23 protein-coding genes, 4 tRNA genes and 1 pseudogene are annotated in these 23,383 nt (G+C 72.7%); 11 read left to right on the forward strand and 17 right to left on the reverse strand.

The window, feature by feature from the left end; translation table 11 throughout:
- Nucleotides 1-81: 81 nt before the first annotated feature.
- Nucleotides 82-1,440 carry a sensor histidine kinase gene (locus ACFQPP_RS10725; RefSeq protein WP_376916577.1) on the forward strand — a complete coding sequence of 453 codons (1,359 nt, stop codon included), beginning with the start codon at nucleotides 82-84 and terminating at the stop codon, nucleotides 1,438-1,440.
- Nucleotides 1,437-2,084, forward strand: coding sequence for a response regulator (locus ACFQPP_RS10730; RefSeq protein ID WP_376916578.1), 648 nt, complete (start codon nucleotides 1,437-1,439; stop codon nucleotides 2,082-2,084). The genes ACFQPP_RS10725 and ACFQPP_RS10730 overlap by 4 nt, the downstream gene beginning before the upstream one ends.
- Before the next feature lie 61 nt (nucleotides 2,085-2,145).
- Here ACFQPP_RS10730 and rplA read toward each other — a convergent pair whose 3' ends face one another.
- From rplA to ACFQPP_RS10755, 5 genes and pseudogenes are all read right to left on the reverse strand, one after another.
- Nucleotides 2,146-2,835: a 50S ribosomal protein L1 gene (gene rplA / locus ACFQPP_RS10735; RefSeq protein WP_376916579.1), complete on the reverse strand. Its 690-nt coding sequence runs from the start codon at nucleotides 2,833-2,835 to the stop codon at nucleotides 2,146-2,148.
- Nucleotides 2,836-2,920: 85 nt separating this feature from the next.
- Nucleotides 2,921-3,352, reverse strand: coding sequence for a 50S ribosomal protein L11 (gene rplK / locus ACFQPP_RS10740; protein WP_376916580.1), 432 nt, complete (start codon nucleotides 3,350-3,352; stop codon nucleotides 2,921-2,923).
- A gap of 58 nt (nucleotides 3,353-3,410) precedes the next feature.
- Nucleotides 3,411-4,016 (reverse strand): annotated as a pseudogene (gene nusG / locus ACFQPP_RS10745) (transcription termination/antitermination protein NusG); the annotation flags it as partial.
- Nucleotides 4,017-4,129: 113 nt separating this feature from the next.
- On the reverse strand, nucleotides 4,130-4,417 hold the full coding sequence (gene secE / locus ACFQPP_RS10750) for a preprotein translocase subunit SecE (RefSeq protein WP_376916581.1): 288 nt from the start codon (nucleotides 4,415-4,417) through the stop codon (nucleotides 4,130-4,132).
- 68 nt (nucleotides 4,418-4,485) lie between these two features.
- Nucleotides 4,486-4,558: transfer RNA gene (locus tag ACFQPP_RS10755), tRNA-Trp, on the reverse strand.
- Between the two features lie 207 nt (nucleotides 4,559-4,765).
- Between ACFQPP_RS10755 and ACFQPP_RS10760 the strand changes: the two genes are divergently transcribed.
- Nucleotides 4,766-5,959 (forward strand): pyridoxal phosphate-dependent aminotransferase, encoded by a 1,194-nt coding sequence (locus ACFQPP_RS10760; protein ID WP_376916582.1) that lies wholly within the window; start codon nucleotides 4,766-4,768, stop codon nucleotides 5,957-5,959.
- A gap of 51 nt (nucleotides 5,960-6,010) precedes the next feature.
- On the opposite strand, the gene ACFQPP_RS10765 is transcribed toward ACFQPP_RS10760, so the two are convergent.
- The 6 genes from ACFQPP_RS10765 to ACFQPP_RS10790 form a co-directional block, all read right to left on the reverse strand.
- Complete coding sequence (locus ACFQPP_RS10765) at nucleotides 6,011-6,484, reverse strand: SRPBCC domain-containing protein (protein WP_376916583.1); 474 nt, start codon at nucleotides 6,482-6,484, stop codon at nucleotides 6,011-6,013.
- A gap of 46 nt (nucleotides 6,485-6,530) precedes the next feature.
- On the reverse strand, nucleotides 6,531-7,664 hold the full coding sequence (locus ACFQPP_RS10770) for a UDP-N-acetylmuramate dehydrogenase (RefSeq protein WP_376916584.1): 1,134 nt from the start codon (nucleotides 7,662-7,664) through the stop codon (nucleotides 6,531-6,533).
- Nucleotides 7,661-8,068 (reverse strand): MaoC/PaaZ C-terminal domain-containing protein, encoded by a 408-nt coding sequence (locus ACFQPP_RS10775; RefSeq protein WP_376916585.1) that lies wholly within the window; start codon nucleotides 8,066-8,068, stop codon nucleotides 7,661-7,663. Before ACFQPP_RS10775 ends, ACFQPP_RS10770 begins: the two co-directional genes overlap by 4 nt.
- A complete protein-coding gene (locus tag ACFQPP_RS10780) occupies nucleotides 8,065-8,511 on the reverse strand; it encodes a MaoC family dehydratase N-terminal domain-containing protein (protein WP_376916587.1) in 447 nt (148 codons plus the stop codon). Before ACFQPP_RS10780 ends, ACFQPP_RS10775 begins: the two co-directional genes overlap by 4 nt.
- A 145-nt stretch (nucleotides 8,512-8,656) precedes the next feature.
- A tRNA-Met gene (locus ACFQPP_RS10785) sits at nucleotides 8,657-8,730 on the reverse strand.
- Nucleotides 8,731-8,768: 38 nt separating this feature from the next.
- Nucleotides 8,769-8,840, reverse strand: a tRNA-Thr gene (locus tag ACFQPP_RS10790).
- A gap of 116 nt (nucleotides 8,841-8,956) precedes the next feature.
- On the opposite strand from ACFQPP_RS10790, the gene ACFQPP_RS10795 reads away from it, so the two are divergent.
- Nucleotides 8,957-9,955, forward strand: coding sequence for an epimerase (locus tag ACFQPP_RS10795; protein ID WP_376916589.1), 999 nt, complete (start codon nucleotides 8,957-8,959; stop codon nucleotides 9,953-9,955).
- A 138-nt stretch (nucleotides 9,956-10,093) separates the two neighbouring features.
- Here the strand turns inward: ACFQPP_RS10795 and ACFQPP_RS10800 are convergent, their stop codons facing one another.
- Together ACFQPP_RS10800 and ACFQPP_RS10805 are read right to left on the reverse strand one after the other, a co-directional pair.
- A complete protein-coding gene (locus tag ACFQPP_RS10800) occupies nucleotides 10,094-11,680 on the reverse strand; it encodes a cation acetate symporter (RefSeq protein ID WP_376916590.1) in 1,587 nt (528 codons plus the stop codon).
- Nucleotides 11,677-12,042 (reverse strand): DUF485 domain-containing protein, encoded by a 366-nt coding sequence (locus ACFQPP_RS10805; RefSeq protein WP_376916591.1) that lies wholly within the window; start codon nucleotides 12,040-12,042, stop codon nucleotides 11,677-11,679. The genes ACFQPP_RS10800 and ACFQPP_RS10805 overlap by 4 nt, the downstream gene beginning before the upstream one ends.
- Nucleotides 12,043-12,214: 172 nt before the next feature.
- On the opposite strand from ACFQPP_RS10805, the gene ACFQPP_RS10810 reads away from it, so the two are divergent.
- Complete coding sequence (locus ACFQPP_RS10810) at nucleotides 12,215-13,843, forward strand: glycoside hydrolase family 13 protein (RefSeq protein WP_376916592.1); 1,629 nt, start codon at nucleotides 12,215-12,217, stop codon at nucleotides 13,841-13,843.
- A gap of 34 nt (nucleotides 13,844-13,877) precedes the next feature.
- On the opposite strand, the gene ACFQPP_RS10815 is transcribed toward ACFQPP_RS10810, so the two are convergent.
- From ACFQPP_RS10815 to ACFQPP_RS10825, 3 genes are all read right to left on the reverse strand, one after another.
- Complete coding sequence (locus ACFQPP_RS10815) at nucleotides 13,878-14,726, reverse strand: alpha/beta fold hydrolase (RefSeq protein ID WP_376916593.1); 849 nt, start codon at nucleotides 14,724-14,726, stop codon at nucleotides 13,878-13,880.
- Between the two features lie 52 nt (nucleotides 14,727-14,778).
- The gene (locus ACFQPP_RS10820; protein WP_376916594.1) at nucleotides 14,779-16,443 is read right to left on the reverse strand and encodes a peptidoglycan DD-metalloendopeptidase family protein; all 1,665 of its coding nucleotides are present in this window, start codon (nucleotides 16,441-16,443) and stop codon (nucleotides 14,779-14,781) included.
- Nucleotides 16,444-16,643: 200 nt separating this feature from the next.
- Nucleotides 16,644-16,725, reverse strand: a tRNA-Tyr gene (locus ACFQPP_RS10825).
- 111 nt (nucleotides 16,726-16,836) lie between these two features.
- Between ACFQPP_RS10825 and ACFQPP_RS10830 the strand changes: the two genes are divergently transcribed.
- From ACFQPP_RS10830 to ACFQPP_RS10840, 3 genes are read left to right on the forward strand one after another with little or no spacing between them, the layout of a single operon-like run.
- On the forward strand, nucleotides 16,837-17,325 hold the full coding sequence (locus ACFQPP_RS10830; protein ID WP_376916595.1) for a YajQ family cyclic di-GMP-binding protein: 489 nt from the start codon (nucleotides 16,837-16,839) through the stop codon (nucleotides 17,323-17,325).
- Complete coding sequence (locus tag ACFQPP_RS10835) at nucleotides 17,325-18,791, forward strand: phospholipase D-like domain-containing protein (protein ID WP_376916596.1); 1,467 nt, start codon at nucleotides 17,325-17,327, stop codon at nucleotides 18,789-18,791. The genes ACFQPP_RS10830 and ACFQPP_RS10835 overlap by 1 nt, the downstream gene beginning before the upstream one ends.
- A gap of 29 nt (nucleotides 18,792-18,820) precedes the next feature.
- Nucleotides 18,821-19,225, forward strand: a complete 405-nt coding sequence (locus ACFQPP_RS10840; RefSeq protein WP_376916597.1) for a DUF3151 domain-containing protein — start codon at nucleotides 18,821-18,823, stop codon at nucleotides 19,223-19,225.
- A 5-nt stretch (nucleotides 19,226-19,230) separates the two neighbouring features.
- Here ACFQPP_RS10840 and ACFQPP_RS10845 read toward each other — a convergent pair whose 3' ends face one another.
- Nucleotides 19,231-20,043: a DeoR/GlpR family DNA-binding transcription regulator gene (locus tag ACFQPP_RS10845; protein WP_376916598.1), complete on the reverse strand. Its 813-nt coding sequence runs from the start codon at nucleotides 20,041-20,043 to the stop codon at nucleotides 19,231-19,233.
- 113 nt (nucleotides 20,044-20,156) lie between these two features.
- On the opposite strand from ACFQPP_RS10845, the gene galT reads away from it, so the two are divergent.
- Genes galT through galE form a run of 3 tightly spaced genes read left to right on the forward strand, consistent with a single transcriptional unit; the run spans nucleotide 20,157 to nucleotide 23,381 of the window.
- Nucleotides 20,157-21,266, forward strand: coding sequence for a galactose-1-phosphate uridylyltransferase (galT, locus tag ACFQPP_RS10850; protein WP_376916599.1), 1,110 nt, complete (start codon nucleotides 20,157-20,159; stop codon nucleotides 21,264-21,266).
- Nucleotides 21,259-22,404, forward strand: a complete 1,146-nt coding sequence (galK, locus tag ACFQPP_RS10855; RefSeq protein ID WP_376916600.1) for a galactokinase — start codon at nucleotides 21,259-21,261, stop codon at nucleotides 22,402-22,404. The genes galT and galK overlap by 8 nt, the downstream gene beginning before the upstream one ends.
- Nucleotides 22,401-23,381: a UDP-glucose 4-epimerase GalE gene (gene galE / locus ACFQPP_RS10860; protein ID WP_376916601.1), complete on the forward strand. Its 981-nt coding sequence runs from the start codon at nucleotides 22,401-22,403 to the stop codon at nucleotides 23,379-23,381. The genes galK and galE overlap by 4 nt, the downstream gene beginning before the upstream one ends.
- The last annotated feature ends 2 nt before the right edge of the window (nucleotides 23,382-23,383 follow it).

The raw sequence follows: 23,383 nt of genomic DNA on the forward strand, positions 1-23,383 counted from the left end.
CTCGCCCCGCCGGGAGGAGCCGCTCCTCCCCAGGGATGAGATCCGCGGATGCGCGCGGCGGGCGGGGCTAGCGTGACGACCATGACGCTCACCCGGCTCACCGCCCTCGCCGCCCGCTGGTGGACGGTGCCCCTCGCCGTCGTCCTGCTCCTCTCGATCTCGCTCACCTACGTCCAGTCCATCCCGTCGGCGGCCATCGTCGCCCTCGCCCTCGGCATCGCGAGACGGTGGCCCGCGGCGGCGCTCCTCGCCGCCGCCACCGCGTTCGTGCTCTGCCAGGTCGCGATCGACCCGTGGAGCGGGTCGTGGGTGGCCATCGCCCTCGTCGCAGCGCTCACCGTCGCCGTCGCGACCTACGACCTCGATCCCATGGCGTGGCGGCTCGCTGCAGGCATCGGCGTCGTCGCGGTCGCGAGCCTCGGCGGATTCGTCGGGGCCGCGTACCGCAGCATGGCGCTCGGCCCGTCGGTCGCGCTCGGCGAGGTGCTCGGCGTCGCGCTGCTCGGCACCCTCGCGTGGGCCATCCCCTTCGGCATCCGCGCCTTCCAGGCCGCACTCCACGCCGAGCGCGAGCGCAGCACGGTGCAGGCACGGACGGTCGTCGTCGAGTCCGAGCTGCGCGACGAGCGGCTGCGCGCCGACCTCACGCACGACTTCCACGACGTCATGGCCCACTCGCTCGCCGTGCTGGCCGCGCAGGCGGAGGGGCTGCGCCTCACGCACCGCGACCACCCCGAGCGCATCGAGCCCGTGCTCACGACCATCTCCGACACGGCCCGCCTCGCCCTCGTCGAGGTGCGCCAGCTGCTCGAGCGCGTCGACGACGACGCTCGACGCCCGCAGCCGACCATCGAGGACATCCCGGCGCTCGTCGACCAGACACGCACGGCCGGCCCCGCGGTGACGTTCCACGACGCCGGTCGCCACGGTGCCCTGCCGCGCATCGGCGGCATCGCCGCCTACCGCATCGTGCAGGAGGCGCTCACGAACGCGCTGCGCCACGGCGGCAGCGACGCCGACGTCGTCGTGACGCTGTCGTGGACGGGTCCCGGCCTGTCGCTCGCGATCTCCTCGCCCATCCGCGACCGCACGTCGCTCGGACCGATGGGCCGCGGCATCGCAGGCATGCACGAGCGTGCGCGGCAGGCGGGCGGATGGGTCGACGTCGACGCCGACGGCGACCGCTTCGTCGTCACCGCCTACCTGCCCTACGAGCCGGAGCCGAGCGGTTCGACGATCCTCGGCGAGGACCAGCTGCCGACCGTGCCCGTGCACGTCGTGCCGCAGGCGACCGCGGCCGCGACCGACCCCTGGGCGCCGCGCGGGGCCACGGCCGATCCTGCGCCCGCGCCGCCTACGGTGCCGACGCCCGCCGCCACCTGGAGCGAGGCGAACGCCCGCGAGGTGCGACTCGGCATGCCGGGCGACGGTCGCGCGTGATCCGCATCCTCGTCGTCGACGACCAGGCGCTGTTCGTCGACGGCATGCGCATGATCCTCGAGGCGCAGGACGGCTTCGAGGTGGTCGGCACCGCGGCCGACGGCGCCGAGGCGCTCGAGGTCTGTCGCGCCACGCGGCCCGACGTCGTGCTCATGGACATCCGCATGCCGCGCGTCGACGGCATCGCGGCGACCCGCGCCATCCGCGCCGAGCATCCGACGCCACCCCCGCACGTCGTCGTGCTGACGACCGTGCGGCACGATCGCGCGGTGCTCGACGCCATCCGCGCGGGCGCGAGCGGGTTCCTCCTGAAGGACGCTCGCCCCGAGTTCCTCGCCCAGGCGATCCGCGCGGTCGTCGACGGCCAGCAGGTCATCGCGCCCGCCGAGACCTTCGACCTGCTGCGCGCGGCGGCGATCGTGCGCCCGCAGCCGGACCGGTCGGTGCTCGCCACCCTCACCGAGCGCGAGCGCGAGCTGTTCGCCCTCGCCGCCCGAGGCCGCTCGAACGCCGAGATCGGCACCGAGCTCTTCGTGGCCGAGACGACGGTCAAGACGCACATGCGCGCCATCCTCGGCAAGCTCGGCCTCGCATCGCGCATCCAGCTCATCGCCTTCGCGTACGAGCACCGCCTCGTGCCCTGACGCGGCCGGGAACGCCGAAGGGCCCCGCCGGATGGCGGGGCCCTTCATGCGTGGATGCGACTCAGACGGCCGCGACGTCGACCGGGATGCCCGGGCCGAAGGTCGTCGAGACCGACGCCTTCTGCACGTAGCGGCCCTTCGACGACGACGGCTTGAGGCGCACGATCTCGTCGAGCGCGGTGCGGATGTTCTCCGTCAGCTGCTCCTCGGTGAACGAGGCCTTGCCGACGACGAAGTGCACGTTCGCGTGCTTGTCGACGCGGAACTCGATGCGACCGCCCTTGATGTCCGTGACGGCCTTCGCGACGTCGGGCGTCACGGTGCCGGTGCGCGGGTTGGGCATGAGGCCACGGGGACCGAGCACCTTGCCGAGACGGCCGACCTTGCCCATGAGCTCGGGGCTCGCGACCGCGGCGTCGAACGACGTGTAGCCGGCCGCCACCTTCTCGATGAGCTCGTCGGAGCCCACCTCGTCGGCGCCTGCGTCGAGGGCTGCCTGCGCTGCCGGGCCCTGCGCGAACACGATGACGCGCTGGGTCTTGCCGGTGCCGTGGGGAAGAGACACGGTGCCACGGACCATCTGGTCGGCCTTGCGCGGGTCGACGCCCAGCTTGAGCGCCACCTCGACGGTGGAGTCGGTCTTCGACGAGCCCGACTCGCGTGCGAGCGCGACGGCCTCCTCGGGGGTGTAGAGGCGGTCTGCCTCGATCTTCGCGACCGCGGCGCGGTACGCCTTGGACTTCTGTGCCATGTTCGTCTCCTTCAGAGATTCGCGGTGCGCGCCTGGCCGGCGCTCCCACTGGGTAGAGCCATCAGGCTCCGGATGCTGCTCGCTGTCAGCCCTCGACCGTGATGCCCATCGAACGGGCGGTGCCCGCGATGATGAGCTTCGCGTTCTCGAGGTCGTTCGCGTTGAGGTCGGGCATCTTCTGCTCGGCGATCTCGGCGACCTGCGCGCTCGTGATCTTGCCGACCTTCTCGGTGTGCGGGACGCCCGAGCCCTTCTTCACGCCTGCAGCCTTCTTGATGAGCTCCGCGGCAGGCGGGGTCTTGAGCACGAAGTCGAACGAGCGGTCCTCGTAGACGGTGATCTCGACCGGGATGACGTTGCCGCGCTGGCTCTCCGTCGCGGCGTTGTACGCCTTGCAGAACTCCATGATGTTCACGCCGTGCTGACCGAGCGCCGGACCCACCGGCGGTGCGGGGTTGGCCGCACCGGCCTGGATCTGGAGCTTGATCAGGCCCGTGACCTTCTTGCTCTTTGCCATGTCTCTTCCTTCTGTCTTCGCGCCGGCTCCAGGGCCGGCATCCCAGCCCTGGCGGGGGCTAGAGCTTGGTGACCTGACCGAACCCGAGCTCGACGGGCGTCTCGCGCTCGAAGAGGCTCACGAGGACGGTGAGCTTGCCCGAGGCGGGCTGGATCTCGGAGATCGTGCCCGGGAAGCCCGCGAACGAGCCCTCGGTGATGGTGATCGTCTCGCCGACCTCGTAGTCGACGTCGGTGACGACGGTGCGCTCCTGCTGCGGCGCGCCCTGCTGCTGCTCGGCGAGCTCGGCGTCGGCGATGGGCTTCAGCATCGTGAACGCCTCGTTGAAGCGCAGCGGCGCCGGGTTGTGGGCGTTGCCCACGAAGCCCGTGACGCCGGGCGTGTGGCGCACGACCGACCAGGTGTCCTCGTCGAGGTCCATGCGCACGAGCACGTAGCCGGGCACGCGCACGCGGTTGACCCGCTTGCCCACGCCGTTCTTGACCTCGAGCACGTCCTCCGTGGGGACCTGGATCTCGTAGATGCCGTCGACCTGCATGTTCTCGGCGCGGCTGGCGATGTTCGCCTTGACCTTCTTCTCGTACCCGGCGTACGAGTGGATGACGTACCACTTGCCGGGGCGCAGGCGCAGGTCGCGCTTGAACTCGGCGTACGGGTCGGCGGCGGGCTCGGCGGCCTCCTCGCGCGGCTGCGGCGCGATGTCGTCGAGCGCCGTCTGCAGGTTGCGGTCGATGTCGTTGGCGTCGGTCATGATGCTCTCCCCCGTGATCCTTCGGCTCAGTCCTCGAGCGGCGAGACGCCGGCGAAGACCCAGCGCACGACGCGACCGAAGACCTGGTCGAGCCCCGTGACGAGCGCCATCATGATGACGACGAACGCCAGCACGACGAGCGTGTAGCTCAGCAGCTCGCGCCACGTCGGCGTGACCACCTTGCGCAGCTCGTCCATGACCTGCTTGAGGAACAGGACGATCCCGCCGAAGAAGCGGGCGATCGCTGCGAAGGGGTTCGCTCGGCGCGGGCGCTTGGTCGACGGGCGCTGCTCGTCGATCGCGTTCTGTGCCACTGAGGACCCTTCTTCTTCCACCCGGCACCCCCGTCGGGGCGCCGGTGCCCGTCGTGCGACGAGCCGAGCAGGGCGGACAGGACTCGAACCTGCAACCTGCGGTTTTGGAGACCGCTGCGCTACCAATTGCGCCACCGCCCTCGGCGAGTGGTCGACACCATGGCTTCGCCGACCCGGACGTGCGTGGATCGTGCCTCGGAGGCGCGCGAGATCATGGCGGACGTCAACCACCGAGGGTTCAGCATACGGCGCCGTCCGGGGTGCTGTCCACTCGGCGCCGCATCCCTCGGCGCGCCGCGCGGCCCGGGCCCTCGTCGGCGCATCCGCGCGTCGATAGCCTTGGGAGTCGTGAGCCGCATCTCCCAGCGCATCGCCGCCATCAACGAGTCCGCCACCCTCAAGGTCGACGCCAAGGCCAAGGCCCTCAAGGCCCAGGGCCGCGACGTCATCTCCTACGCGGCGGGCGAGCCCGACTTCCCGACGCCCGCGAACGTCGTGGAGGCCGCCTCCCGTGCCGTGCTCGACCCCGCGAGCCACCGCTACACGCCGGCGGCGGGCCTGCCGGACCTCCGCGAGGCGATCGCGGCGAAGACGCTGCGCGACTCGGGCACGACCGTCGACGCGAGCCAGGTCGTCGTCACGAACGGCGGCAAGCAGGCCGTGTACCAGGCGTTCCAGGTCATCCTCGACCCGGGCGACGAGGTGCTCGTGCCGACGCCGTACTGGACGACCTATCCCGAGGCCATCGCGCTGACCGGGGCACGCCAGGTCGACGTCTTCGCCGGCGCCGACCAGGGCTACAAGGTCACGGTCGAGCAGCTCGAGGCCGCCCGCACGCCGCAGACGAAGGCGCTGCTGTTCGTGAGCCCCTCGAACCCGACGGGGGCCGTTTACTCCCCCGACGAGGTCCGCGCCATCGGCGAGTGGGCCGAGGCCAACGGCCTGTGGGTCGTGAGCGACGAGATCTACCAGAACCTCGTGTACGACGGCGTGCGCGCCGTGTCGATCACCGAGGCCGTGCCCGCCCTCGCCGACCGCACGATCCTCGTGAACGGCGTCGCGAAGACGTATGCGATGACGGGGTGGCGGCTCGGCTGGATGGTGGGCCCGAAGGACGTCATCGCCGCCGCGGCCAACCTGCAGTCGCACCTCACGTCGAACGTGAACAACGTCGCGCAGCGTGCCGCGATCGAGGCGCTGACGGGCCCGCAGGACGCCGTCGAGGACATGCGCCAGGCGTTCGACCGCAGGCGTCGCGTCGCCGTGGCGGAGCTCTCGCGCATTGACGGCATCGAGGTGCCCACCCCCGAGGGCGCCTTCTACGTCTACGCCGACGTGCAGGGCCTGCTCGGCCGCGAGTGGGCCGGCGTCACGCCCACGTCGACGCTCGAGCTCGCCGACCTCATGCTCGAGCACGCGGAGGTCGCCGCGGTGCCCGGCGAGGCGTTCGGCCCCTCCGGCTACCTGCGCCTCTCGTACGCCCTGGGCGACGCCCCGCTGCTCGAGGGCATCCAGCGCCTGCAGCGCCTCTTCGCCTCCTGATCGCGAACGCGAGCCGTCTCCCATGCGGGAGGCGGCTCGTGAGGCGTCGGGTCAGACGGAGCTCGCGTCGTCCGTCAGGCGTCGCAGCGCCTGCGTCCACGCCTGCTGGAGCGCCTCGCGCTCCTCGTCGGAGCCCTCCCAGGGCTCATGCCGGATGTCGACGACCGCACCGCCGTGCTCGCCGTCGCTGAACTCGGCCGTCACGACCGCGTGGTGCTCGCCCGCGTGGCGGTACGAGTGGCGGATGCGGCTGCCGACCTCGACGTCGAGCACGTCGCCCCAGTGGGTCTCGTCGCCGCCGACCGCGTGCTCCACGATCGCGCCACCCGCGTGCTGCTCGACGTGCAGGACGGTGCGCGGCGTACGCCCGTGCTGCCACCACTGCCCGAAGTCGCGCACGTACGCGTCGTAGGCGCGCGACCGCGAGACGTGCAGCTCGAGCCGGACGTGGTCGGCTCCTGCCGCTGGCGCGTCCGTCTCGGCCGTCGGAGCGTCGGGCGTGCGGGCGGTGTCGTCGGCGTCCATGTGCTCCACGGTGCCCGGGCCGGCGCCGTCGTGCAAGCGGTTGCGGTCAGACCTCGACGCCGACGAGCACGGGCTCGGGCACGAGATGCACGCCCAGCTCGGCCTCGACGCGCGTCTGCACGAAGCGTGCGAGGTCGGCGACCTGCTCTCCCGTCGCACCGCCGCGATTCGTGATCGCGAGGGTGTGCCTTCCCGAGATGGCCGCTCGCGAGTGCGGCAGCGCGAAGCCCTTCCCGATGCCCGCACGCTCGATGAGCCACGCCGCCGACAGCTTCACGCGCGCCTCCGCGGGCTCACGATGCGGGATGGCCGCGTCGGCGCCCAGCGGCACGACCGTCGGGGTCGGCTCCGGCGCCGTCGACCAGCGCGGCGCATCCTGCGGCAGCGTCGCGGCGAAGCGGCTCGAGACGACGGGGTTCGTGAAGAACGACCCGGCCGAGACCGAGTCGGGGTCGTCGGAGAGCACCATGCCCTTCGCGGCGCGCAGGGCCAGCACGCTCTCTCGCACGTCGGCGAGCGGCACGCGGCGGCCGAGGTCGACGCCGAGGGCCTGCGCGAGCTGCCCGTACGCGACGGGCTGGCTCAGACCGTCCTGGGTGCGACGCAGCCGCAGGTCGACCGACAGCACGAGCCCCTGCAGGTCGCCGCGCTTCAGCGCGGAGTCGCGGTAGCCGAGCCGCAGGCGCGACGCCGGCACGTGCACGACCTCGAGGGAGTCGGCGTCGAGCAGCTCGATGCCGACGAGGCACGCGCCCACCTCCTGGCCGTAGGCGCCGATGTTCTGGATCGGCGCGGCACCGACCGAGCCCGGGATGCCGCTGAGCGCCTCGACGCCCGCCCACCCCTCGGCGACGGTGCGCTCGACGAGCGCCTCCCAGGACTCGCCGGCATCGACGCGGATGACGATGGCATCGTCGCCCGGCTCCTCGTCGCCGGTCGGCCGCTCGCGCGGCGCAGCCGCGGGCAGCACCTCGACGCCCGACGTGCGCATGCGCAGCACCGTGCCCTCGAAGGGCTCGTCGGAGGCGACGGTGTTCGATCCGCCGCCGAGCAGCACGTGCGGCTCGCCATCGGCGAGGATCGCCGAGTACGCCTCGATCGCCTCGGCGCGCGTGGACGCGTCGACCCAGCGCTCGGCCTCGCCGCCGACCCGCATCGTCGTCGCGTCGGCGAACCTCATGGCAGACGCACCACGGCCTGCGCCTTCGCGAGCACCGTGCGCCCGTCGAACGACACCGTCAGGTCGATGCGCGCCGTGCCGTTACCGGGCAGCGCGCCCACCTTCGCCTCGATCGAGACGTCGGCGCCCGCGTCGGCGTCGACGACCACGGGCCGCGTGAAGCGCACCTGGTAGTCGACGACGCGACCCGGGTCGCCGATCCAGTCGACGACGGGCTGCACCGCCTGGCCCATCGTGAGCATGCCGTGCGCCAGCACGCCGGGCAGCCCCACGGCCGCGGCGACGTCGTCGCGGTAGTGGATGGGGTTGAAGTCGCCGGACGCGCCGGCGTAGCGCACGAGCGACTCGCGCGTGAGGTGGACGTCGCGGGTGGCGACGACCTGACCGACCTCGAGCCCGCTCATGCGTCGCCTCCCACCACGAGGCTCGACGACGCGACGGCGACGAGCTCGCCCGCCGCATCCGTGATCCTCGCCTCGGTCGACACCATCGCGTTGCCGCCGAGCGCGCGCACGCCCGTGACGCCGAACGAGACCTGCAGCTCGTCGCCGGCGACGATGGGGCGCTCGATCGTGAAGCGCTGGTCGCCGTGCACGACGCGCGAGAGCTCGATGCCCGCCGTCTCGTCGGCGAGCAGCTGGTCGAGTCCGCGCTGCGAGACGACGATCGCGAACGTGGGGGGCGCGACGACGTCGGCGTAGCCTGCGGCGCGGGCGGCCACGACGTCGTGGTGCACGGGGTGCTCGGCACCGACGGCTGCGGCGAACTCGCGCACCTTCTCGCGACCGACCGCGTACGGGGCGGTCGGCGGGTAGGTGCGCCCGGTCAGATCAGGGGCGACAGGCACGCCTCGAGCCTACCGAAGCGGCGGGACGAGGCTCGGATGCGCGTCCGCGGCGGAGGGGGCGGAGAGCTGCGTCGCGCACAGCCGTGGGCCGGCACATGCAGAAGGACCCGGCACCATGCGGTGACCGGGCCCTTCGAAGCGGCTGTAGCGAGGGCGGGGCTCGAACCCGCGACCTCACGATTATGAGTCGTGCGCTCTTACCAGCTGAGCTACCCCGCCGCTGCGCCCACCCGAGCACGAGGCGTCAAGCGGGAGCGAGCCCCGAGCGAGGATTGAACTCGCGACCCCTTCCTTACCATGGAAGTGCTCTACCACTGAGCTATCGGGGCGTGGCCGGCAGGCCGAGGCGCTGCAGGCAACCGGACGATCATAGCACCGGGCGCACGCCTCGCGTCACGTCGGCGAGGTGTCCCCGGCGCGTCGCTCGACACGCCAGCATGGACCCATGACTGGTCGCGTCGTGCTCGCAGGAGGATCCGGATTCATCGGGCAGGCCATCGCCGCCCGCATGGCCGCCGAGGGGCGCGAGGTGCGCACGATCGGGCGCGGCTCGTCCGCCGACGCCCGCTGGGGCGAGACCGATGCCATCGCGCGCCTCGTCGACGGCGCAGGCCTCGTCGTGAACCTCGCAGGACGTTCGGTGAACTGCCGCTACGACGATGCGCACCGCGCCGAGATCCTCGACTCCCGGCTCGACACGACGCGTGCGCTCGGCCGCGCGATCGCATCCGTCGCCGCTCCCCCGCCGCTGTGGATGAACGCCTCCACCGCGACGACGTACGCGCACTCGACCGACCGGCCGCACACCGAGGCGGACCCCGCGGGCGAGCGCGGCTTCTCGGAGGACGTCGCCCGCGCATGGGAGGCTGCGCTCGCCGAGGAGGCGCTGCCCGCGACGCGGCGCGTGCCCATGCGCATCACCATCGCGCTCGGCGCCGAGGGGCCCGCGTCGCAGATGCTCTTCCGGCTCGCGAGGCTCGGCATCGGCGGCACGCAGTTCGACGGGCCGTGGTTCGCGCACACGCGCTACCGCGGCATCGGCGTCGCCAAGGACGACCCTGCCGCGACGGCGCCGTCGCGGGGCCGTGGCACGGGCGGCAGGCAGCGGTTCTCGTGGATCCACGTCGACGACGTCGTCGGCGCGATCGCGCACGTCGAGCAGCATCCCGAGATCGACGGCCCCGTCAACATGGCGGCGCCGGACCCGGTGACGAACGCCGAGCTCATGCGCCTGCTGCGGCAGACGGTGGGCATGCCCGTCGGCATGCCCGCATGGCGCTTCATGCTCGAGCCTGCGATGGCGGTGCTGCGCACCGAGAGCGAGCTCGTGCTGAAGTCGCGCTGGGTGCTGCCGGGCGTGCTCACCGAGACGGGCTACGTCTTCCGGCACCCGACGCTGCGCGGCGCCCTCGCCGACGTGTGGCAGGGGATGCGCGCGCGCTGAGCCGCCGCACGCCGCGCCGCGCCGCCTCGCCGCCTCGTCGCGAGATGCGCATGCAGCGCGGAGGCACCGCTCGGGCAGCACCTCCGCGCCGCATGCGCACCTCGGGACGACCCGGGGCCAGGCGGCCGGCTCAGGCGATCAGTGGTCGCTCGCCTTCGCCGCGTTGGCACCCGTGAAGGAGCGCACCTCCATCTCGGCCTGCTTCGCGTCGTGATCGGCCTCCGGCTTGCCGACGAACGTGCCGACGATGCCGAGCACGAACGCGAGCGGGATCGACACGATGCCCGGGTTCGACAGCGGGAACAGGTCGAAGTCGAGCGCGGGGAACATCGACTTCGGGCCGCCGGAGACGGCGGGCGAGAAGACGATGAGCAGGATGCAGCTGACGAGTCCTCCGTACATCGACCACAGCGCGCCCGTCGTGTTGAACCGCTTCCAGAACAGCGAGTACAGGATCGTCGGCAGGTTGGCGCTCGCCGCGACGGCGAACGCGAGCGCGACGAGGAACGCGACGTTTTGCCCCTGCGCGACGATGCCGCCCACGATGGCGATGACGCCGATCACGACGACCGTGCGGCGCGCGACCCGCACCTCCTCCTTCGGGTCCGCCTCGCCCTTCTTGATGACGGATGCGTAGATGTCGTGCGCGAACGACGTCGCCGCCGTGATGGCGAGGCCTGCGACGACCGCGAGGATCGTCGCGAACGCGATCGCCGAGATGACGGCCATGAGCACCGGGCCGCCGATCTCGAGCGCGAGCAGCGGCGCCGCGGCGTTCTGCCCGCCAGGGGTCGACGGATCCGTGAGCACCTCGGGCCCGACGAACGCGGCGGCCGCGTAGCCGAGCACGAGCGTGAACAGGTAGAAGATGCCGATGATCCAGATCGCCCACACGACGCTGCGACGCGCCTCCTTGCCCGTGGGCACCGTGTAGAAGCGCATGAGCACGTGCGGCAGGCCCGCCGTGCCGAGCACGAGCGCGAGGCCGAGGGACAGGAAGTCGATCGGGTTCGGGTACTGCAGGCCCGGCGCGAGGATCGCCTCGCCCTGCGGCGACGCATCCACCGCGCGCCGCAGCAGCTCCGAGAAGTCGAAGCCCACCATGGCGAGCACGACGATCGTGAGGATGCCGGCACCCGCGACGAGCAGCACGGCCTTGATGATCTGCACCCAGGTGGTGCCCTTCATGCCGCCGACGATGACGTAGACGATCATCACGACGCCGACGATCGCGACCGTGATGCCCGTCGGCACCGGCCCCGACAGGCCGAGCAGCAGCGCGACGAGGCCGCCGGCGCCCGCCATCTGCGCCACGAGGTAGAAGAAGCACACCACGAGCGTCGCGAGCGCCGCCGCCATGCGCACGGGCCGCTGCTTGAGGCGGAACGACAGCACGTCGGCCATCGTGAACCGGCCCGTGTTGCGCAGCAGCTCGGCGACGAGCAGCAGCGCCACCAGCCACGCGACGAGGAAGCCGATCGAGTAGAGGAAGCCGTCGTAGCCGGCGACCGCGATCGCGCCGCAGATGCCGAGGAACGATGCCGCCGACAGGTAGTCGCCCGCGATGGCCACGCCGTTCTGCGGACCCGAGAACGAGCGGCCGCCTGCGAAGAACTCCGTCGCCGTCGCGTTGCGCTTCGACACGCGGAAGACGATCACGAGGGTCGCGACGACGAAGATGCCGAAGACGACCATGTTGATGACCGGGTTGATCTCGTCGCTCATCGCGCCGCCTCCTCGTCGTGCGCGGGGCCGTCGAGCTCGCCGCGCTCCATCTCCTCGCGGATCGCCGCCGCATGGGCGTCGTACCTCCTGTTGGCCCACGAGCGGTACAGCATCGTGATCGCGAACGTCGTCACGAACTGACCGAGCCCGAACAGCAGGCCGACGGTGATCATCGAGTCGCCGATGCGCGTCGCGAAGACGTCGGGCGCGAAGCCCGCGAGCAGCACGTACGCGAGGTACCAGAGCAGGAAGAGCGCCGTGAACGGCGCGATGAACGTGAAGAAGGATCGCCGCAGCCCTTGGAACTCGGGGCTGCGCTGGACCGCGATGCTGCGGTCGGCGAGGTGGTCGGGTGTCGTCATGCGTGTCGCTCTCTCCATCGAGGGCGCCGATCGACTCGGTGCGTCGTTCGACTCTGAACTAGCCATGGGCACCGTACCCCGAGGGGCGCCGGATGCGCAGCCACGGATCCGAGCGTCGGATCGCGGGCGCCGACGCGCACGGGGCGTCGCGCATCGCGCATAGCCTGAGTGCATGTCCGACGCGATGACGACGCAGCCCGGCGCCGAGTGGTGGCGCACCGCCGTGATCTACCAGGTGTACCCGCGCAGCTTCGCGGACGCCTCCGGCGACGGGGTCGGCGATCTCGCCGGCATCGCCGACCGCCTCCCCCACCTCGCCTCGCTCGGCGTCGACGCCGTGTGGCTGAGCCCCTTCTACCGCTCGCCGCAGCGCGACGCCGGCTACGACGTCGCCGACTACCGCGACGTCGACCCGCTGTTCGGCACGCTCGCGGATGCGGATCGGCTCATCGCGGAGGCGCACGCGCTCGGGCTGCGGATCGTGGTCGACCTCGTGCCCAACCACACCTCGAGCGAGCACGAGTGGTTCCAGGCCGCGCTGCGCGCCGAGCCCGGCTCGCCCGAGCGCGCCCGCTTCATCTTCCGCGAGGGGAAGGGTGCGGACGGCTCCGAGCCGCCGAACAACTGGCAGTCGGTCTTCGGCGGCCCCGCGTGGACGCGCATCGACGACGGCTCCTGGTACCTGCACATCTTCGACACGTCGCAGCCCGACCTCGACTGGACGAACCCCGAGGTCGCCGAGATGTTCGACGACGTGCTGCGGTTCTGGCTCGACCGCGGCGTCGACGGCTTCCGCGTCGACGTCGCGCACGGGCTCATGAAGGCCCCCGGCCTCCCCGACGTCGACGAGGAGGCGCTGACGACCGGCTCGATGGAGTCGCCGTTCTTCGGCCAGGAGTCGGTGCACGAGGTCTACCGCCGTTGGCACGCGCTGCTCGCCGAGTACGACGGCGACCGCGTGCTGTGCGCGGAGGCGTGGGTGCACCCGCTGTCGAAGATGGCGCGCTTCGTGCGCCCCGACGAGATGCACCAGGCCTTCAACTTCGTCTACCTCGAGACGCCGTGGGACGCGAGGCGGCTGCGCGCCGTGATCGACGAGTCGATCGCCGAGTTCGGCGCCGTCGGCGCACCGGCGACCTGGGTGCTGTCGAACCACGACACCATCCGCCACCGCACGCGTCTCGCGCTCGTGCCGCAGCCGGCGCACGGCGTCGGCATCGGGCCGACGAGCACGTCGAAGGCCGACCCCGAGGTGTCGCTGCGACGCGGCCGCGCGGCTACGGCGCTCATGCTCGCGCTCCCGGGTGGCGCCTACGTCTACCAGGGCGAGGAGCTCGGTCTGCCCGAGGTCGTCGACATCCCCGCCGAGGCCAGGCAGGATCCGACCTTCCACCGCACGAACGGCGAGATGTGGGGCCGCGACGGCTGCCGCGTTCCCATCCCGTGGGAGGCCGACGCGCCCGCGTACGGCTTCAGCCCCACGGGCGAGACGTGGCTGCCGCAGCCGGCGTCGTGGGCGACGTACGCGCGCGATGCGCAGGAGGGCGTCGCCGACTCGACGCTCGAGCTGTACCGCACGGCGCTGCGGCTGCGCCGCGAGCACGGCCTCGGCTCGGGCTCGCTCGAGTGGATCGACGCGGGGCCCGGCGCCGTCGCCTTCCGCAACGGCGACGTCGTCGTCATCGCGAACATCGGCCACGACGCCATCGACCTGCCCGCCGGCGAGCTGCTGCTCGCATCCACCGAGCTGCACGCAGCGTCGCTGCGCGCCGACGAGACCGCCTGGGTGCGCGTGCGCTGAGCCGCGAGCCGGTGCCTCGCGGCACGTCGCGTCCTCAGCGTGCGGCGTCGGCCGCCGCGAGCACCGGCTCGATGGCCGCGAGCACGCGGTCGTGCGCCTCGAGCTGCGCCCAGTGGCCCACGCCGTCGAGCTCGACGAGCGTGGCCAGCTGCATGCGCGCCGCGGCCGTGCGAGACCCCTCGACGGGCACCATCGCGTCGTCGCGTCCGTGCACGAGCAGCGTGGGCGCCTGGATGTCGGCGACCCGCGACCGCAGATGGTGCGGCATGCCGGCGCGGCCGATCGCCCACCGGTTGTACGCGCCGTAGGCGAGGCCCGCACCGGGTGCGCGACCCTCGGCGGCGAACTCGGCGACGACCTCGGGCGGCAGGCTCGACGCGTCGCGCACGAAGCCGCGCACCGTCGCCCCCGCGAAGCGTCCTGCGACGCGTGCGAGCGGCTGCAGCACGGCGTCCGGGATGCGGGTGCCCGCCCACGCGAGCGCATGCAGCGGGGCGCTGCCGACGCGCTCGACGAGACCGCCCGGGGCGATCGCGACGACGGCGGCGCACGCATCCGGATGCCGCAGCGCGAGCCGCAGCGCGACGTCGCCGCCCATCGACACGCCGACGACGACCGCGCGCGCGACGCCGAGCTCGCGCAGCAGCTCGCGCAGCAGGTCGGCGAGGTCGTCGGCCGAGCCGATGGAGGCGATGCCCGTCGTGCCCCCGAAGCCCGGCAGATCCGGAGCGACGACGGGCGGCGCGGGTGCGAGGGCGCCGAGCAGCCGGAACCACGAGATGCCCGCCGCGTCGTACCCGCCGCCGTGGACGAGCAGCACGGGGGTGCCGGGGCCCTCGACCGCGCCGCGCAGCACGCGCATGCGTCCGCCGGCGATCGGCACCCGCGTCTCCGTGGCCCCGGGAGGCAGGAGACGCGTCATGGGCCGGAAGGGGCTAGGGCTCGAGGATCTGCTCGCGCGTCGCGAGCCACACGAGCGGGTCGACCGAGATGTAGTCGCCGTTCTTGATCTCGAGGTGCAGATGCGCACCCGTCGAGCGACCCGTCGAGCCGACGGCACCGAGCTGCGTGCCGATGTCGACGACCTGACCCTCCTCGACGAGGATCGAGCCCGCCTGCATGTGCGGGTACCAGGACTGGAAGAACTCGCCGTCGATGTTGTGCTCGACGATGACCTCGTAGCCGCCGCCACCGGGGTTGTTGCCCTGCCAGATCGCGACGACGACGCCGTTCGCGACCGGGTAGACGGGCGTGCCCGCGCCGGGGATGAGGTCGACGCCGCCGTGGAAGGATCCCCAGCGGTAGCCGAAGCCGCTCGAGACGGGCACCTCGGCGAGCGACGGGAAGGGCGACTGCGTGTAGCTGGTCTCGAGCTGGGCCCACACGCCGGGCATCGAGGGCTCGCCGTCGTAGTACGGGCCGATCTCGTCGCCGTCGGCGACGACCTGCAGGGCCGCGAGCTCCTCGGCGTCGAGTCGCGTCGACGCGATCTCGTCGTCGACGTTGAAGTCCTCGCGGCTGAGCACCGCCGTGATCTCCTCGTCGCCGTGGGCGCCCGAGCCCGACGTCACGTCGAGCTCCTGCTCGACCTGCACGTCGCCGAACGCCTGCCCGGCGACGGCCGGGTTCGGTGCGAGCGCCTGCGCAGGCAGCGACGTGACGGCCACGAGCGAGCCGATCGCGAGGATGACGCCGGCGGCGCCGAGCCGCTGCACGACCTTGCGCGCGGCGTTCGAGCGCACGCGGCGGCTGGGCCGCACGACGGGCGCGAGCGCGACGGGGCGGCGAGCGACGACGGCGGGGCGCGGGGCGCGCGCCTCGCGGTGCAGCGGGCTGCGCACGGGCGTCGACGCAGCGTCGGCCTGCTCGCCACCGAGCACCGCTGCGACGGCGGCGGAGACCTCGTCGGAGCTCGCGGCGGTCGCGGCGCGGCGCTCGGCGCGCGTCATGAGGCGCTCGCCGGGGACGTCGGATGCGGTCGCGGCGGTGGGCGGCGTCGAGGCCGCGGGCGTGGTGGCGGCGAGCGCCACCGGCGCTGCCTCGTCGACCGCGGGGGCCTGCGCCGCGACGGGTGCGGTCGCCGCGACGTCGACCGAGGTCGCGACGACGGGCAGCGCGGCGTCGGCGGCCGGCACGGCCGAGGCGGAGACGCGGCGTGCGCGCCGCGACGGCGCCGCGTCACCCGCGGCGAGGTCGTTCGCGGCGACGTCGGCCGAGGGCACGGGCTCGCTCGTGGCGGCGATCGAGGGCTGCGCTGCGGGCTCCACGGCGCGCTCCGCGATGCGACGCGCGCGACGACCACCGGTCACGGGCGAGGCGGGCTGCGGCGCGTCGGCGGGCTCGGCCGCCGGCGTCGAGACCGTCGGCTCGACGATCACGGGGGGGTCGTGGGCGAGCCGCGATGCGGACTCGCGCATCTCTCGACGCGTGCGATACATGGGCGCACCGCCGTCGACGACCCGCATGGGCGAGGGCTGCTCGGGGCGGTCGGCGTACAGCGCGCGGAGCTCGGCCTCGCGCTCGCCGTCACGGCGGCTGCGACGGGTCGACGGCACTGCTGCGTCCGCGCCGGCGGGGGCCGGCTCGTCCTTGCGTGTCACGTCGTGAAGTCCTTCGAAGCGGCTCGGGATCGGGGCGTCTGCCTTCAGCAGGGTACCGGGGACCCGCGAAGGCACGACTGTCGAAGATAACAGAACGGTAACGAGCGGGGCAAGGATCGGCCCGGCCTCGCCCCTGCGGCGAGGCGCCGACGACCCCGGGGAACGCATGAGCCCCACCTCTCGAGAGGTGGGGCTCCATGTGGCGAGTGAGGGATTCGAACCCCCGAATGCTGAGCAGTCTGATTTACAGTCAGATCCCTTTGGCCGCTTGGGTAACTCGCCGATGCCACGAGGGCAGAGAACAGGATAGCGTGCCCCGGCGCCTCCCGATGACCACGTGCCCGGCGGCGGCGCCCACCGCCCCCGTCGGCGGAGTCCGCCATACTCGTTCCCATGGCAGATTCCTCGTTCGACGTCGTCAGCAAGGTCGATCCCATGGAGGCCGAGAACGCGGTCAACCAGGCGCGCAAGGAGGTCGAGCAGCGCTACGACTTCAAGGGCGTCGGGGCCGACGTGGCGTGGCAGGGCGAGCGCATCCTGCTCAAGGCGTCCTCGAAGGAGCGCGTGGAGGCCGTGCTCGACGTCGTGCAGTCGAAGTTCGTGAAGCGCGGCATCGAGCTGAAGCAGCTCGACGTCGGCGACGCCTACCCCTCCGGCAAGGAGCACCGCATCGAGGTCGGGCTGAAGAACGGCATCGGCACCGAGGAAGCCAAGAAGGTGCAGAAGATCATCCGCGAGCAGGCGCCCAAGACGGTGAAGAGCCAGATCCAGGGCGACGAGCTGCGCGTGAGCTCGAAGTCGCGCGACGACCTGCAGGCGACGATCCGACTCCTGAAGTCCGCCGACGTCGACATCGCGCTGCAGTTCGTGAACCTCCGCTGATGCTCGACCTCCTGCCCGACACGGGGCTCGGGCAGGGGCTCACGATCGCCTTCGTCGTCGTCGACATCCTCCTGCGCATCGCGGGCGTGCTCGTGGTGCCCTACAACCGCAGGCCCCCGGCGGCGATGGCGTGGCTGCTGCTCATCATGGTGCAGCCCATCGCGGGCTGGATCGTGTTCGCGACGCTCGGCCACAACCGGCTGCCGCGTGGTCGCAGGCGCAAGATGCGTGCGCTGCAGGGCGTCATCGGCGAGGTGACCCGCGACATCCCCGACGAGGAGGATCCGCATCGCAGCGCCCCGTGGCTGCCCGGCGTGCTGCAGCTGCTGCGCGCGCAGACGTCGCTGCCTCACCTCGGCGGCAACGCATGCGTCGTCTACGACGAGTTCGACGAGCAGGTCGCCGCGATGGCGCGCGCGATCGACGAGGCGCGCGACTACGTGCACGTCGAGTTCTACCTCACGGTGTCGAGCGAGCGCACCGAGCCGTTCTACGCGGCGCTCGAGCGCGCCCGTGGTCGCGGCGTCGAGGTGCGGGTGCTCGTCGATCACGTGACGAGCGTGCGCTACCCGCGCCGCAAGGAGACCGTCGAGCGCCTCGAGGCCATGGGCGCGCAGTGGCAGGACATGCTGCCGCTGCGACCGCTGCGCGGCCAGTGGCAGCGGCCCGACCTGCGCAACCACCGCAAGCTCGTCGTGATCGACGGCGAGATCGGCTTCACGGGATCCCTGAACCTCATCGACCCCTCGTACCTGTGGGCGAAGAACGTGCGTCGCGGCCTCGAGTGGAAGGACACCTGGCTCGAGGTGCGCGGCCCCGTCGTGCGCGAGATCGACGTGCTCTTCCTCAGCGACTGGTGGGCCGAGACCAACGAGCTCGTCGACCAGGGCCGCGGCGACCCCGAGCGTCCCGGCGAGGTCGAGGCGTCGGTCGTGCCGAGCGGTCCTGGGTTCGAGGGCGAGAACAACCTGCGCCTCTTCCTCGAGTGCATCCACACCGCCGTCGACCGCATCACGATCGTGAGCCCGTACTTCGTGCCCGACGACGCGATGTCGTACGCCATCACGTCGGCGGCGATGCGCGGCGTGCGCGTCGAGCTCTTCGCGAGCGCCATCGGCGATCAGTTCTGGACGTTCCACGCGCAGCGCTCGTACTACGAGACGCTGCTGCGCACGGGCGTGCGCATCTGGCTGTACCGCGAGCCCATCGTGCTGCACTCGAAGTTCATGGTGTTCGACGGCGAGCACTCGATCTTCGGCTCGTCGAACATCGACATGCGCTCCTTCGGCCTGAACTTCGAGATCTCGATGCTGCTCGAGGGCCCCGAGATGGCGACGCGGCTGCAGGAGATCGCCGAGCGGTATCGGCGCGAGTCGAGCGAGCTCACGCTCGAGGCATGGCTCGAGCGGCCCCGCATCGGCCAGATCTTCGACAACGTCGCGCGCCTGACGTCGGCGCTGCAGTGACGCACGGCACGGCCTCGTAGGGTCGAGGCATGCAGAACCTGCTCGACGGCCCGCCCGAGACGCTCCTCCCCGCCGACCCCGGCGCCCACGCCCTCGCGTCGGGCGCGCACGAGCGCGACGTCGCGGCCGCGCATCCCGACTCGGTGCTCGCCTGGGCGATGCTCGCCGAGGAGGCGCTCGCATCGGGCGAGACCATCGAGGGCTACGCGTTCGCCCGCACCGGCTACCACCGGTCGCTCGACGCGCTGCGGCGCGCGGGCTGGCGCGGGCAGGGCCCCGTGCCGTGGTCGCACGAGCCGAACCGCGGATTCCTGCGATCGCTCGCGGCGCTCGCGCGCGCATCCGAGGCGCTGGGCGACGCGGTCGAGGCCGACCGATGCCGCACCTTCCTGCGCGACTCGAGCGCAGAGGCCGCGGAGGCCCTCGCGGCCTGACGGCGTCAGGCCCGGCGGACGCCGGCCGTCTGCGGGTCGACGAGCAGCACGCGCTCGACGTGCTCGACGAGGCTCGCGACGTGGGCGTCGGCGAGCGCGTCATCGGTCACGAGCACGTCGATCTCGTCGAACGCGGCGAACGTCGCGAGGCCCGTGACGCCCCACTTCGTCGCGTCGGCGACGACGACGGTCGTCGCGGCCTGCCCCATGAAGGCGCGGTTCGTCTCGGCCTCGAGCATGTTGGGCGCCGTCGCACCGCGCTCGGGGTCGATGCCGTGGCAGCCGATGACGAGCGTGTGCAGGTTCAGCTGACGGATGCCGCTCGTGGCGACGGGGCCGACGAGCGCGCCCGAGATCGTGCGCACGCCGCCGATGAGCACGACCGTCACGCCTGCGGTGCCGTGGAGCACGTCGGCGACGGCGGGTGCGTTCGTGACGACCGTGAGATCGTCGAGGTCGTCGCGATCGGCGAGCACGCGGGCGAGCTCGAGCGTCGTCGTGCCCGAGCCGATGCCGATGGCGGTGCCAGGCACGACGAGCTCTGCCGCGGCCCGAGCGATCGCGTGCTTCTCCCCCTGCTGCAGCAGGGCCTTCTGGGTGGGCTCGGGCTCGGCCTGCTCATGGGTGAGCGGCAGGCGCGCGCCGCCGTGCACGCGCTCGACGACGCCCTCGGCCTCGAGCGCCTCGATGTCGCGCCGGACCGTCATCGGCGAGACGCCGAAGCCCTCGGCGAGCTCGGAGATGCGCACCGCTCGCTGACGCCGGAGGAGCTCGAGGATCTGGTCGCGCCGGTCGGTCGCGAGGGGAACGTGCACCATCGGCGCTCCTTCGAACAGATTCGCCCAAAAAGTCGCACAAAAGCGAACAGAATGTCATAGTATCGGACCGACGCACCGTGGCGCACCCCTGCGCGGCGCATCGAGGAGATCCCATGACACGAGTGACCGCCACGACGCTGGCCGACGGTCGCGAGCTGCTCTACTTCGACGAGGACGACAGCCCCGCCCGCATCCCCAGCCCCGACCTGCGCACGCTCGACGCCAGGCCGGCGACGCCCGAGCTGCGCCAGGATCCGCTCACGGGCGAATGGGTGACGTTCGCCGCCGCACGCCAGGGCCGCGTGCACCTGCCGCCCGCCGACCTCGACCCGCTCGCGCCCCAGAGCCCGACGAATCCGAGCGAGATCCCCGACGCGTACGAGGTCGCGGTCTTCGAGAACCGCTCCCCCGCCTTCGGCCCCGCGCTCGACGACGACGCGGAGGCCGGCTCGGGCGTCGAGCGCCGACGCACGTCGGTCGGCCGATGCGAGGTCGTGTGCTTCAGCCCTGCGCACACGGGCTCGTTCGCGACGCAGAGCGTCGCGCGCGCCCGCACCATCATCGACGCGTGGGCCCACCGCACCGCAGCGCTCGGCGCGATGCCGGGCGTCGAGCAGGTGTTCGTGTTCGAGAACCGCGGCGTCGAGATCGGCGTGACGCTGCATCACCCGCACGGGCAGATCTACGCCTACCCGTACGTCACGCCGCGCACGCGCCAGCTGCTCGACGCCATCGCCCGCCACGGCGGCGACCTGCAGGGCGACGTGCTCGCCGCCGAGCGCTCGGGCGACCGGCTCGTGACCGAGACGGAGCACTGGGTCGCGTACGTGCCCTTCGCAGCGCGCTGGCCGCTCGAGCTGCACGTGCAGCCTCGCAGGCACGTGCCCGACCTGGCAGCGCTCGACGAGGGCGAGCGCGACGACCTCGCGCGCCTCTCGCTGCGGCTGCTCGGCGCCGTCGACGCCATGTACCCGACGCCGACGCCCTACATCGCGGCGTGGCATCAGGCGCCCGTCGCCGAGGGCCGCGACCTCGTGCGGCTCACCTGGCAGATCACGTCGCCGCGTCGCTCGGCCGACCGCCTGAAGTTCCTCGCGGGCTCCGAGGCCGCCATGGGCGCCTGGGTGGGCGACACGACGCCCGAGGCCGGCGCGGCCCGCCTCCGCGAGGCGCTCGCGACCGTCGACGCCACGAGCCGGGAGCGGGAGGGCGCGCATGCCTGACGTCGACGCCGCGTTCACCGCCGCCTTCGACCGTGCGCCGCAGGGTCGCTGGTCGGCCCCCGGCCGCGTCAACCTCGTCGGCGAGCACACCGACTACAACGGCGGCGCGAGCCTGCCGATCGCCATCGACCGGCGCACCGTCGTCGCCGCCGCGCTGCGCGACGACGACCTCGTGCGCGTCGGCACCGCCTTCGCAGAGGGCATCGTCGAGGCACGCCTCGCCGACCTCGCGGATGCGACGGGCTGGAGCGCCTACCCGCTCGGCGTGCTCTGGGCGCTGCTCGACGCCGAGGATGCGACCGATCGCGTGCGCGGCATCGACCTGTGGATCGACTCGGACGTGCCCGTGGGCGTCGGCGTCTCGTCGTCGGCCGCGCTCGAGGCGGCCGTGTGCGTCGCCGCCGCCGAGCTCTGGGCGCTGCCCACCACGCGCGAGGCGATGGTCGGCATCTGTCAGCGCGCCGAGAACGTCGTCGCGGGCGCCCCCACCGGCACGCTCGACCAGTCGGCTGCGCTGCGCTCGACCGCCGACGCGGCCCTGCTCGTCGACTTCGGCGCCGACACGGTCGAGACCGTGCCGCTCGGGTTCGAGGCGGCCGGGCTCGCGCTGCTCGTCATCGACTCGACCGTGCGACACGACCACACGACCGGCGGGTACGGCATCCGACGGCGCGAGTGCGAGGAGGCGGCGGGGCTCCTGGGCGTCGCTCTGCTCGCCGACGTGCCCCTCGAGGGCCTCGACGACGCGCTCGCCGACCTCCCGACCGACCTCGCAGCCCGCGCACGCCATGTCGTGACCGACACGGCGCGCTGCCGAGAGGCAGCCGCCGCGGTGCGCGAGGGACGCCCGCGCGACATCGGCACCATCCTCACCACGGCCCACGCCTCGATGCGCGACGACTTCGCCGCCTCGGTGCCCGCGGTCGACGCCGCCGTCGCCGCGGCGGTCGACGCGGGCGCGCTCGGTGCGCGCATCACGGGCGGCGGGTTCGGCGGCGCGTGCATCGCGCTCGTCGACGTCGATCGCGCCGACGCCATCGCCGACGCGGTCGCCGCCGACGTCGTCGCAGCGGGTCACCCGCGACCGACGATCTTCGCCGTGCGCGCGAGCGACGGCGCCAGGCGGGACGCCCGATGAGCCGCTGGGTCGTGACGGGCGGCGCCGGCTACATCGGCGCCCACGTCGTCGAGGCGCTCCTCGAGGCCGGCCGCGACGTCGTCGTGCTCGACGACCTCTCGAGCGGGCACCGCGCGTTCGTGCCGGAGGCGGCGCGGCTCGTCGAGGGGTCGATCCTCGACCGCGACGCCCTCGCGGCGGCCCTCGACGGCGACGTCGCAGGCGTCGTGCACCTCGCGGGCTTCAAGTACGCGGGCGAGTCGGTGCGGCGCCCGCTGCACACCTACCGGCAGAACGTGTCGGGCACCGTCGAGCTGCTGAGCGCGATGCGCGAGCACGGCGTGCATCGCATCGTGTTCTCGTCGAGCGCGGGCGTGTACGGCACGCCCGACGTCGAGCGCGTGACCGAGTCGACGCCGACGGCCCCCGCCTCGCCCTACGGCGAGTCGAAGCTCGTCGGCGAGTGGCTGCTCGCCGACGAGCGCGCGGCCGCCGCGCTCGACGGCCGCCCCTTCGGCGCCGTCGCGCTGCGCTACTTCAACGTCATCGGCTCCGGCAGCGACCGCATCCGCGACACGAGCCCGCACAACCTCGTGCCGAAGGTGCTCGCGACGCTGGAGGCCGGTGGCACGCCGCAGATCAACGGCGACGACTACGCGACGCCGGACGGCACCAACGTGCGCGACTACGTGCACGTCGCCGACGTCGCGCAGGCGCACGTCGTGGCCGCCGAGCGCCTCGAGCGCGACGAGCGACTCAAGCCGGTCTACAACCTCGGCTCGGGCGACGGCGCCTCGAACCGCCGTCTCATGCGCGCGATCGCCGCCGCGACCGGCATCGACTTCGAGCCGGCGATCGCCCCGCGCCGAGCGGGCGACCCCGACGCGATCGTCGCCGATGGCACCCTCGCCGCGCGCGACCTCGACTGGCGGATGCGGCACACGATCGAGGACATGGTCGCCTCGGCCTGGAGCGCGACGCAGGCCGCACGCGCCTGAGC

The organism is Agrococcus sp. GCM10030265, assembly GCF_042666675.1.
Classification (GTDB): Bacteria; Actinomycetota; Actinomycetes; order Actinomycetales; family Microbacteriaceae; genus Agrococcus.